The organism is Flavobacterium sp. C4GT6 (genome assembly GCF_036347315.1).
Taxonomy (GTDB): Bacteria; Bacteroidota; Bacteroidia; order Flavobacteriales; family Flavobacteriaceae; genus Flavobacterium.
Genome location: NZ_JAZGZU010000007.1, coordinates 18445 through 30422, shown reverse-complemented (window position 1 = coordinate 30422; position 11978 = coordinate 18445). Strand labels below are relative to the sequence as shown.

General features: G+C 39.4%; 10 protein-coding genes. 3 read left to right on the top strand and 7 right to left on the bottom strand.

The window, feature by feature from the left end; all coding sequences use genetic code 11:
- Positions 1–61: 61 nt before the first annotated feature.
- The 6 genes from V3Z67_RS10020 to V3Z67_RS09995 all read right to left on the bottom strand — a co-directional run bounded on the left by V3Z67_RS10020 (position 62) and on the right by V3Z67_RS09995 (position 6553).
- Entirely contained in the window at positions 62–910 is an 849-nt protein-coding gene (locus V3Z67_RS10020; RefSeq protein ID WP_330443174.1) for a tetratricopeptide repeat protein, read from the bottom strand.
- Positions 911–1945, bottom strand: a complete 1035-nt coding sequence (locus tag V3Z67_RS10015; RefSeq protein ID WP_330443173.1) for a vWA domain-containing protein — start codon at positions 1943–1945, stop codon at positions 911–913. It lies immediately after the preceding gene.
- A 2-nt stretch (positions 1946–1947) separates the two neighbouring features.
- Entirely contained in the window at positions 1948–2952 is a 1005-nt protein-coding gene (locus V3Z67_RS10010) for a vWA domain-containing protein (RefSeq protein WP_330443172.1), read from the bottom strand.
- A 1-nt stretch (position 2953) separates the two neighbouring features.
- Complete coding sequence (locus V3Z67_RS10005) at positions 2954–4570, bottom strand: BatD family protein (protein WP_330443171.1); 1617 nt, start codon at positions 4568–4570, stop codon at positions 2954–2956.
- 24 nt (positions 4571–4594) lie between these two features.
- The gene (locus tag V3Z67_RS10000; RefSeq protein ID WP_330443170.1) at positions 4595–5458 is read right to left on the bottom strand and encodes a DUF58 domain-containing protein; all 864 of its coding nucleotides are present in this window, start codon (positions 5456–5458) and stop codon (positions 4595–4597) included.
- A 90-nt stretch (positions 5459–5548) separates the two neighbouring features.
- Positions 5549–6553, bottom strand: a complete 1005-nt coding sequence (locus tag V3Z67_RS09995; protein WP_035133130.1) for an AAA family ATPase — start codon at positions 6551–6553, stop codon at positions 5549–5551.
- 261 nt (positions 6554–6814) lie between these two features.
- Between V3Z67_RS09995 and V3Z67_RS09990 the strand changes: the two genes are divergently transcribed.
- The 3 genes from V3Z67_RS09990 to V3Z67_RS09980 are packed head-to-tail and all read left to right on the top strand — an operon-like array spanning position 6815 to position 9661.
- A complete protein-coding gene (locus tag V3Z67_RS09990) occupies positions 6815–7684 on the top strand; it encodes an aldo/keto reductase (protein ID WP_330443169.1) in 870 nt (289 codons plus the stop codon).
- Between the two features lie 51 nt (positions 7685–7735).
- Positions 7736–8488 (top strand): SDR family NAD(P)-dependent oxidoreductase, encoded by a 753-nt coding sequence (locus V3Z67_RS09985; RefSeq protein WP_330443168.1) that lies wholly within the window; start codon positions 7736–7738, stop codon positions 8486–8488.
- A gap of 33 nt (positions 8489–8521) precedes the next feature.
- Positions 8522–9661: an ATP-binding protein gene (locus tag V3Z67_RS09980; protein ID WP_330443167.1), complete on the top strand. Its 1140-nt coding sequence runs from the start codon at positions 8522–8524 to the stop codon at positions 9659–9661.
- Positions 9662–9698: 37 nt separating this feature from the next.
- On the opposite strand, the gene V3Z67_RS09975 is transcribed toward V3Z67_RS09980, so the two are convergent.
- Positions 9699–11861 carry a T9SS-dependent choice-of-anchor J family protein gene (locus V3Z67_RS09975; RefSeq protein ID WP_330443166.1) on the bottom strand — a complete coding sequence of 721 codons (2163 nt, stop codon included), beginning with the start codon at positions 11859–11861 and terminating at the stop codon, positions 9699–9701.
- Positions 11862–11978: the final 117 nt, after the last annotated feature.

The window sequence follows — 11978 nt, the reverse complement described above, 5'->3', positions numbered from 1 at the left end:
TTCAATTCCTTAATCTGAACAATATATATTTTTCAAATAAGTATCCAATCTTTTTAAACTGTTACCAGTCTTTTTCTTCCCTGTTACGTGGTACGCCTTTTACTTTTTCGGCATTTATCTTGTCCTGAACTTTTTTCTCTTCGTTATTCATGGCATCAAGCAGATTTTCCATTCGTTGTTTTGAAGGACTTGCCTGTTGTGGTTTCTGGTCCTGATCTCCCTGTTGGCCGTCGCCGGGTTTGTTTTGACCTTTATCATCCTGCTTATCTTTATCTTCCTTACCACCTTTGTCCTTCTGGTCGTCTCCCTTATCTTTTTTAGGGTCGTTACCTTTGTCTTCAGGTTTTTTGTTCTTGTCGTCCTTATTATCTCCCGACTGGTTTTTATCCTGATTCTTGTCGTTTTTGTCTTTATTCTGATCCTTGTTCTCGTCGTTCTTATCCTCGTTCTGGTTTTGATTTTGCGGCGGATTGTTTTTCAGCATTTCCTTAGCCAATGCAAAATTATAACGCGTTTCCTCATCATAAGGATCATTCCGTAAAGCATTACAGTAAGCCTCTACAGCTGTTTGGTAATCCTTTTGCTCCATGAGCATATTACCCAGATTATGGTAAGCCCTGTGTTTGTCTTTCTTGGTCTCAGCCTTTTCTATGGCATCAAAATAGGCATACATGGCTTCGCCTGGCTTACCCTGCCTGTAAATGGCATTCCCAAGGTTATACATGGATTGCGAATTGGCTGGATTTCTGGATTGTGAAATCCTGTAATCAGCCTCAGCATTCCTGTATTCCTTTTTAGAGAATTCCTTATTTCCTTTTGAAAGGTATTCGTCTTTTTTGTCCTTCTCCTTTTCCTGGGAGAAAGCCACAAGCGAGCATAAAAGCAAACTATATGTTACTAATCCTTTCATCTATTCTTTTTCATTAAAAAGGTTTAACTTCCTTATCCATGCCGTTTTCCTGTCTAAAAGGAAAACATCTATAAACAGCAGTAAAAATGCTGCCCCTAAAAACCACTGATATTGTGAATCGTAAGTAGCAATCTCTTTCGACTCAAATTCGGTTTTCTCTATATTATCAAGCGCTTTTTTTACATATTCAGTCACCTCTCTGGTATTTCCGCCATAAATATAACCACCATTAGAACGTTCGGCAATAGTTTTAAGCGCATCAGGATATAGTTTGGTAATTACTACCTCGCCATCCTTATCACGTTTGTAACTCTCCGTTACTCCGTTACGCTTTAGCGGAATGGTCCCTCCTTTTTCGGTACCCACACCTATAGTGATAATTTTTATTCCCTTTTCCTTCGCGGCTTCGGCAGCTTCCATCGATCCTTCTCCGTGGTCTTCACCATCACTGATAAGTACAAGCAATTTACTGGTTTGCGGATCATCATAATAAGTAGTAGCCAACTCTATTGCCTGACTAAGGGCTGTTCCCTGAGACGAAACCATATCGGTATTCATGTTTTGCAGGTACATTTTTGCCACGCTGTAATCAGACGTGATAGGCAGTACCGGATAAGCACCTCCCGCATATCCTATAATACCAATCCTGTCGGTTCCCAGCTGATTGATGATTTGCGATACTATCTGTTTGGCTTTTTCCAGCCTGTTTGGAGCAATATCTTCGGCAAGCATACTCTTGGATACGTCAATGGCAAAAACAATATCTATACCTTCGCGTTTAACTGTTTCGGTCTTAGTACCGATTTTAGGATTTACTAAAGCCAGTATAATACCCGAAAGTGCCAGCATAAGTACTATAAATTTAAGCACAGGTTTAAACACCGATTTTTCGGGAGTTAGTCGCTTCACTAAATCGGTATCACCAAACTCACGTTGTTTTTTTCTTTTCCAGTATAAGTTAAAAAGGAACAGCAGTACCAAAACCGGCAGCACCCCAAACAAATACAAATATTTTGACTCGTCTAATTCGTACATAATTAAATAAAACTTCTGTAAACCGTTTTTCTTACAATGATCTCAATAAGCAGCAACCCGAAAGCAAACCACAGGTATGGCCTGTACTTTTCGGTATAATTATAATACTTAAGCTCTTTTATTTCGGTTTTTTCAAGCTTATTGATCTCGTCATAAATCGCTTCAAGCTTGCTGTTTGAGTTTGCCCTGAAATACTGTCCGTCAGTCTTTTCGGCAATCTCTTTCATCAGTGCCTCATCAAGCTCTACTTTCATAGTCCTGTATACCCATTCACCGTTTGGTCTCCTTGCATAAGGCATTTCAGCATTGCCGTTGGTACCAAGCCCAATGGTATATACCTTTATTCCGTATTCCTTGGCAATATCGGCAGCCATCCTTGGGTCAATAAATCCGGCATTGTTTACACCATCGGTAAGCAATATTATGATACGGCTTTTCGCCTTACTTTCCTTTAACCTGTTAATCGCCGTAGCAAGCCCCACGCCTATACCGGTACCGTCTTCCAGCACCCTGTCGTCATATTTAACCGCCTCTATAGCTGCCTTTACCATTTCCTTATCACTGGTAACAGGGGTTTTAGTATAGCTCTCCCCTGCATAAACCACAAGTCCAATACGGTCGTTAGGTCTTTCGTCCACAAATTTTTCGGCAACGGTTTTAAGCGCCTCAAGCCTGTTAGGTTTTAAATCTTTTGCCAGCATACTCCCCGAAACATCTATCGCCATAACGATATCAATACCGCGGGTAGTTTTTGTTTTACTATCCACATCCACACTTCGTGGTCTTGCCATTGCTATAATCATAGCACTTAAAGCCAGTACCCTGAACACAAACAGCATTGGTTTTAATTTTGCCAGCAGTGACGGTTTTACCTTAAATCCGTTTACCGAGCTTATTTTAAGGGTAGCCGTTTGCTGTTTTCTTTTCCATATATACCATCCTATAGCCAGTGGCAGTAATGTAAACAGCCAAAAGAAACCGGGATGTAAAAAAGTGACATCTTTCATCTTAGTTTTGTTTTCTGAATTCGACTGAGTTTTTAATTCTGTCCACAATTTTAGGAGCATCCTCATCTGTTGCAGGATACATCATTACCACCTGTTGTATACCGTTTGCCTGTTTGAAATACAGTATCTCATAATCGTATTTCACACCACCATCACCTAATGGATTTGGCATGCTCATACTACCATAAGCCCTTAAGCCTTCGGCACCATCAGGTGTAGTAAAGCTCTCCTGTTTTACCAATATATCTTTTGCCTTTAAGGCTTCCCATTGTTTAGACATATCATCAAAAAGCATATCCAGTTTTACATCTGTAGGTTTTTTATAGCTAAGCGTAGAAACCGCCACATAAAAATTACTGAACTGCATGCCATAAGTAAACATTTGCATCTCTTTGACAACAGCAATAGCTTCCTTAGGTATAGTTTTATCGACATCTGCCCTTTTAAGTACCTTAGGTGTTTCTATAATAACACCCGGGCTACCATACTGGCTTTTTACCCATTCGGCTTTTAGCAACTGATTTGTTGGTGAGAAGTTATCCTTAATAAAACCAACTCCTTTAAACACCAAAAAACCTGCAATAAGTAGTACTACTACCCCTATTGAGCTACCAATAATTATATTCTTTTTTCTTTTGGCCTCTTTCTGACGTTGTTTTTCAAGCCATGCCAGTGTATGTTCTTCGTCTTCTTCCTTCTCTTCCGGAATGGACTTATCTATAACTACAATGGTTTTTTCTATTTTCATTCGGTCTTCTGCCACCTCAAAATCAAGCGGCTTGGACTTGGCAAACTTTACCATATCTGCCGTGCGGAGTACTTTTTCAAGCTCTTCAAAAGTTTCCCTTGTAAGCGCCATACGTTTACGCGATACTGCGGCACGCATTGCTTCTATAAGTTCGCTCGTAGTACTTTCCATTGCAGGCACGTGTATCGCTTCTTCAATGTAAGTACGGGCAATATCGGTAAGTTCACTGTAGTAATCCTTTATCGCTCCTCGCTGTAAAAGATCTTTTTTCTCCAAATCCCTAAGCTTAACCGTAGCTTTTTCTATAGGGCTTGAAAATACAACAGGTGCTTCTTTTGGGGCAACTTTTCTGTTTTTAAGATACCTGTAAACAAAATAACCGGCTACACCAAGCGCTGCCAGTCCTAACAATACATACAGCCACCACCAGCTCATTTTAGATTCGGCTGTGGCTATATCCTTAATGTCATACATTTTTTGTTTTAGCGTATCTACCTTTACATTGGCTACCTCTATACTAAGCGAATCGGTTTGATATGGCTCATTGTCTATAATAACCGGAAGGCTTGGTATTACATAGCGCCCGGAGTCAAACTGTGTAAGTCCGTATTTTTTAATAAGTTCATACAGTGCACCTTTCTTTACCGTATCTGTAGGATAGGATTCAAGCACCTCCAGCTGCCCGAAGTTCTTTCCTTCAGGAAAGCCTACGTTAGCTGCCGTATCTACAGTGGTTTTTAAAGTAAGGTGAAACTGCGACCCTATTTTGATTTTAGTGGAGTCGATACTAGTTTCCACCTGCTTTTGCTGTGCAAATGCACTAACCGCAAGCAACATCAGCAAAAACGAAAATAATTTTGTTTTGGTCATTTTTATCATGATTATTAACCCAAACTATCGTGATTTAAAATAGCCCAGCAGCTTAGTGACATACGACTCGTCTACACGAGTACTTAAAGACCCGGCACCACATCGGCTAAAGGTTTCGTTAAAGTATTTTACTTTGCCCTGATAGTATTTTTCATACTCCAGCCTTACCTGTTTTGATCCGGTATTTACCAGCATAGTCTGTCCGGTTTCTGCATCGGTCATGTTTACAAGGCCCAGATTTGGTATTTTTTCCTCACGTTGGTCGTATACTCTAACACCTGTAATATCGTGTCTTTTGGCTGCTATTTTCAGATTGTGTTCATAGTCGTCCGACATAAAATCTGATATAAGGAAAACAATGGCTTTTTTCTTCAATACGCCCGACAGAAATTTAAGTGCCTGCGAAACATCAGTCTTTTTGCTTTTAGGCTGAAACTCTATAAGCTCACGAATAATACGCAGTACGTGTGATTTTCCTTTTTTAGGCGGAATAAAAAGTTCTATTTCATCTGAAAAAAGGATAAGCCCGATTTTGTCATTGTTTTGTGTTGCCGAAAATGCCATGGTAGCCGCAATCTCGGTTACAATTTCCCTTTTGAACTGGCTTTTGGTACCAAAGCTTTCAGAGCCACTCACATCGGCCATAAGCATCATGGTAAGCTCACGCTCTTCTTCAAAAACCTTGATGTATGGTTCATTGTAACGTGCAGTAACATTCCAGTCTATAGCCCTTACATCGTCTCCAAACTGGTACTGGCGCACCTCGCTAAAGGTCATACCACGGCCTTTAAAGGATGTATGATATTCACCCGAGAATATATGATCACTCAACCTTCGGGTTTTTATCTCTATTTTACGTACCTTTTTTAATATCTCTTTTGTATCCATAATCTTTACAGTCTAAAAGTCTAACGTTTTTAAAGTCATAAAGCATAGCGATACCGCTTATCCCTTTATGACATTTGACTTTATGACGGTTTATGGCACCTCTACCTGGTTTACTATCTTGTTAATAATATCCATAGAAGTTATGTTTTCGGCCTCGGCCTCATAGGTAACACCAATTCTGTGACGAAGCACATCATGTACTACTGCCCTAACATCTTCAGGCACTACATAACCTCTTCTCTTGATAAAGGCATAACATTTTGATGCCAGTGCAAGGTTGATACTTCCCCTTGGTGATGAACCAAAACTTATAAGTGGTTTCAGTTCGCTTAAGTTGTACTGTTCAGGGTAACGCGTGGCAAAAATCAGGTCAAGTATGTACTTCTCTATTTTCTCGTCCATATATACTTCACGAACGGCCTGTTGCGCCCTTAATATCTGCTCCAGCGACACTACCTGGTTTACCTTATCAAACGACCCTGCAAGGTTTTGGCGTACAACCATACGCTCGTCTTCAATTTTTGGATAGTCAATAACGGCTTTCAGCATAAAACGGTCAACCTGTGCTTCAGGTAACGGATAAGTACCTTCCTGCTCCACCGGGTTTTGCGTAGCCATTACAAGGAAAGGTTTTTCCAGCTTAAAGGTGGTCTCCCCAATGGTAACCTGCTTTTCCTGCATGGCCTCAAGCAATGCCGACTGCACTTTTGCAGGAGCCCTGTTAATCTCATCGGCAAGAACGAAATTAGCAAAAATAGGCCCCTTCTTAATGCTGAATTCGTTTTCTTTTATGTTATAAATCATGGTACCCACTACATCGGCAGGAAGTAAATCGGGCGTAAACTGTATACGGCTAAAGCTTCCATGCACCGCCTGCGAAAGGGTATTAATAGCTAGGGTTTTTGCCAGTCCCGGTACACCTTCAAGCAAGATGTGACCCTGACCCAGAAGTCCTATCAAAAGACGTTCTATCATATACTTTTGCCCTACAATAACCTTGTTCATTTCCATAACAAGCAGGTCTACAAAAGCACTTTCTCTTTCTATTTTCTCATTAATTGCCCTTATGTCTAAAGCGGCAGTATTTTCTTCCATAATATATAGAGTTTAGAAGTGTGAAGTTAATAAGCTTTTTTTACATTACAAATTCATTGCCGAAATTGCATTTTTGTTGTTAACGTAGTGTTAATGCTACATCAAAACATCCAAGTTATAACAAATCAGTCCATTGTTTTTATAATTTTAAGCCAAAAGAACTGTAAAATCGATAAAAATTGCAGCAATTAAAACGAACACAGCGCTGTTTAAGTATATAAAAACGTAAATTTATCACAATAAAAATCTTATTAAAAATATATGGATATTAAGTTATCTCCCATTATAGCCGGTGCTATGAACTGGGGTGAGTGGAGCAGAAAATTCAGCACTGCCGAAATGTCAGAAATGATTCACAAATGCATTGAGTACGGAATCACCACTTTTGACCATGCCGACATATATGGCGGTTATACTACCGAAGGTGAATTTGGAAAGGCCTTTACCCATAGCGGGGTAAAAAGGGAAGATGTACAAATCATCTCTAAATGCGGTATTCAGCACACCATAGGCACACGCAACAATAAGGTAAAGCATTACGATTATTCTAAAGATTATATTATCAATTCGGCAGAAGGTTCGCTTAAAAACCTGGAAACTGATTATCTTGATATACTACTGCTGCACAGGCCGAGTCCGCTTATGGATGCCGATGAAATTGCAGAGGCTGCCGAAGAGCTGAAGGCCGAGGGAAAAATACGCTTCTTCGGGGTTTCTAACTTTACCAATTCCCAAACTGACCTCATCAAATCTAGAACTGAAGTGTTTTGCAACCAGATAGAATTTTCGGCAACGCATATTGAACCTATGCTGGACGGCTCTCTGGACTATATGACACTTAATGGGATCAAGCCAATGGCATGGAGCCCTATAGGCTGCATTTTTAAAGAAGATAATGAGCAAACCCAACGCCTTAAAAAACTACTGTTGGAACTGGTTGTCAAATATGAGGTTACTGCCGATGTGATTTTACTGTCATGGATATTAAGACACCCGGCAGGTATCGTCCCTGTGTCAGGCTCTACTAATCCTGACAGGCTTAAAAACCAGATGAAAGCTGTAGATGTACAACTGGAGTTGGAAGACTGGTTTGCCATTTGGACAGAAAGCATAGGGAATAAAGTGCCTTAATAAACAATACAAAACTAAATAAGAATAGCATAACATTAACTAGGTACCACTATGAAAACAGCATTAATAACGGGAGCTACCAGCGGTATAGGTATGGCTACAGCCACTTACTTCGCAAAAAATCATTTCAGGCTTATTTTATGCGGAAGGCGTGAAGAACGTCTGGCCGAGCTTCAGGATGAGTTTTCCGGATTAACACAAGTACACACGCTTAATTTTGACGTTAGGGACAAAAAGGCGGTTGCCGAAGCAATACAGTCAATCCCGGACGACATGAAAAACATAGACATACTGATAAACAACGCCGGTAATGCCCATGGCCTTGACCCTATTGAAAACGGAGATGTAGACGACTGGGATGCCATGCTGGATATTAACGTAAAAGGGCTACTGTATGTGTCTAATGAGGTTATACCGGGTATGGTAGAGCGTCGCAGCGGACACATTATAAACATTGGTTCTATAGCAGGAAAAGAGGTTTATCCTAACGGTAACGTATACTGCGCCTCAAAACATGCCGTTGACGCTATTAATCAGGGTATGCGAATGGATTTAAACCAATATGGTATTCGTGTCGGAGCAATAAACCCGGGGCTTGTAGCAACAGAATTCTCTGAAGTACGCTTTAAAGGAGACACTGAGCGCGCCGAAAACGTGTACAAGGGGTATTCTCCCTTAAAAGCAGAAGATATTGCCGATATTATCACCTTTGTGGTAACAAGGCCATACCATGTAAATATAGCCGACCTGTTGGTACTGCCAACCGCACAGGCAAGTGCAACCATTTTAAACAAAAAAGTGTAATCAGTCAACAAAGGACAAGTAACTTTAAAAACAATGATTAACAAACGACTTCTCATAAAAAACCTGCTGGCTCACAACGATGAGAGTAGTTTTTATGACAAGAAGCGTCAGCTTAATCTTCATACTAAAGAAGGTAAAGCCAAGTTTGTTAAGCATATATGTGCACTATCTAACTCCAACCCATCTAACAACTCTTATATTGTTGTGGGGGTTGAAGACCATGATAATGAGATAACAGGGACCGATTTTTATGATGACAGCCGTATTCAAAATTTAGTGAATGCCTTTCTGGAAAATCCGCCCCGCATTCAGTATGAAAACGTACCATTCCCACAACTCTCAAAAGAAAAAGTGGTGGGATTGGTAACCATACGCCCCAACAACAAGATTTCTTACTTTAAAAAGAATATTCACACCATACCTATGGGTACGGTTTTTATGCGACTGGGCAGTAATTCCATTCCGGTAGAGGAAGTTCCTTCATTAAACTATCAAAATACATCTACGGTTATTGATATAGAGAACAATTCCCGCAACAGTATTGCCCATACGTTAGAAGGTGTGCTCGATTTTCTCAACAACCGCCATAAGGATATGACATCGGGCTATAAAGTGTTCAAAGAACTGTTTATAGTGTGCTGGGCAGGAAATAAAAAGGTGGTTAGAGGTAAAACCTATTATTCCAGAGTGGATATAGAACTGATAAACGAACAGGTAAAGCTGTTCTATTCTGCTTTAGATGAAGTGAGCATTGACCATACCGATGATACTTTTTCCATTACCGAATACGTATCACTTGGCCTTAATGACAAAACCAGCTATTATCCGTTAGAAGAAGTAACCATTCGTTTTCATGATAATGGATACTACAAGATTGATTCTAACCTGATATTCGATCCGCCACAGTACAATCGTAAAATGATGTATCATATTTACAATTCCAATCTCTCCCTTTTGGCAAAGCTGGAAAAAGGCATATCACTATCAGAAAGGGAAAAAAAGGATATGAACAACCTCCCTTCCACCTTTATGATTTGCTATTTAAACGGATTTGAAGATGCTAAAGACAGACTGGTAGATGCTAAACCGCTACTAAAGGCTTACGAAGACCCATCGGTATATGTTTCCTTTAAAGAGGCCATGCGTGTATTACGAAAAATGAAATATTCATAAATAAAAAAGGCAGATTTAAAACCTGCCTTTTTTATTATTACTTCTTAATAAATTTCATGTTTTGTACTGCGCCCTGAGTGCTGAGTTTTATAAAGTATAAGCCCGGTTGTAGAGTTTGTACATTTATATCTCTTTGCGGATTGTTTTGTTCCAGGCATAGTTTTCCATTCACATCATAAACCTGTACCGATGTTAGTTCCTCTCCGTTTTGAGAACCAAAATAAAGTCTGTCACTAACCGGGTTAGGGTATAAAACAAAATTATTAACAGTATATTGGTCAACACCTAACAGTTCTATTATCTCGGTATTAGCAGTATTAGTCACTACCGCCGCATTAAAATCAAAATAAATATCGGCAGTACTTTCAAACGTATCTCCTAAAACAACAGAGTTTTTTGGCTTAATTCTGTAGGTTACATAACCATGGCTTGCAGGTTCGTCTGATGTACTATCGGCCAGATAAATTTCATCAAAACGGTACTCAAGTAAATTACCCTGTCTTGCAACTACATAATCGTGACTGGAAGCCAATGGCTCAAAAGTATCCCATTCAAAATTATCATCAAGCACATTATGCAGCTTTATATTAACGGCAGATGCTGTTCCCACATTTTGAAAACGAATAGTATAATGCAGGTAACCTTCGGCTTCGTCTATTGTAATTTCATCACCTTCATGTACCGTAATATCATTAGGATCGTTAGCGTTTACTACTGTTTGGTCTAATACAGCTGTATTGTCTTCCAGAGTATTCTCCGTTTCAGCGATTGTAACCTCCGATGTATATGTTAACACATCCCCTTCTTCATTATCAGGAGGAGTTAGTAAATAAAAATCAACATCAATATTTTTTGTTGATAGTGCCGGTATATCTGTAACTTCAAAGCTTAAAACATTACCTGTAACAGTATATGGCTCAGAGGCAAAATCAAAGTTAAGCTTATCATCATCAAATGTTATTGATACAGTTGCCGAAGCTACTGCTACTGTACCATTATTTTTTACTAATAAATCATAATGACTCACAAACCCGGGTCTTGCAAGGTTTGTAGGGATAAGGATTACTGCTAAATCAGTAACAGGATCGGGCATATCATAACAAAAATCTACAGTAACATCATCATTACTAAAATCAAGATTCTCCTGATATAAAGGCATGGTTTCAAACCCGTAAGGAGCATTGACCTGAATGGAAACATCCAGTAAATCATATTCCAATTGTCCCAGGCTATAATACCCCTCATCATCTGTATAAAGGGATATTTGTTCATCTCCAATGGTCACAACTACTTCTACTCCTGCAAGAGGTGTATCACAAATCTCATCTCCATCACTATCGTAATTAACCACGCCACTAAAACTATTCATGTTATCAAAGTAGAATGGTCCTATCCATGGACTTTGTGAAGTTTCAGAACATATTGCTCTTAAATAAACTTTATACGCTCCTATTCCAATATCAGTTATAATATACGTATTTTCTTCAGCTATTACACCACTTCCTGTCGGTTGGTTATCCGCAGCCATGATCTCCAGTTCCCATTGTGTTTCTCCGTTACCGGTCCAGCTAACAGTCGCCGATGCATCTGTAATATCAGAGATAATCACATCATACGGTTCAAGACAATACGATTCGACAACTGAAACGTTATCTATAGCCCATCGGTCCTGATTATCCCCTTCCATAACAAAAGCTAAATAAACCTGCTGCCCAACATAAGCTTCAGGGATTGGAACAAATATTTCATTATACTCCTGTTGCTGAGGGTTAATTTCATATTCAGTCCACTCCTGTAAGGAAATATAACTTCCAAGATCTGACGGATCTGAACCGGTACTTAACATAATCATGTAATTGGTACCCTGATCGCCATTAAGGGTTAATCTTGAATAAAAATGAAGTGCAGGGTTTTCACCTGCAACAGTTACTGAAGGAGTTACAAGCCAGTCTTGAGCAATATTACCATCCGGAACATCTTCCCTATCTATAAAAGCGGCATAATCTCCCTCATAAGGAGGTAAAAAAGCATCTCCAGGATTTATTCGGGTCCAGGATTGTAATACTCCAACCCCATTGTCGTAAATAGTCCATCCTTCAGGAGGAAAAACATCCCCCTCAAATCCTTCAATAGCCTGTTGAGCTTGGGCAAAACAGCCCATTGACATTGCTAAAAACAATGTGAGTAATTTCTTTTTCATAAGCGGTTAAATTGGTTTTTATTCAAAAATACATTTTTATTTTTAATATAAATCAGTATTTGCTTACATTTCTACACGCAAAAAACCATTTAAAACACTTAATAATAACGAATTACA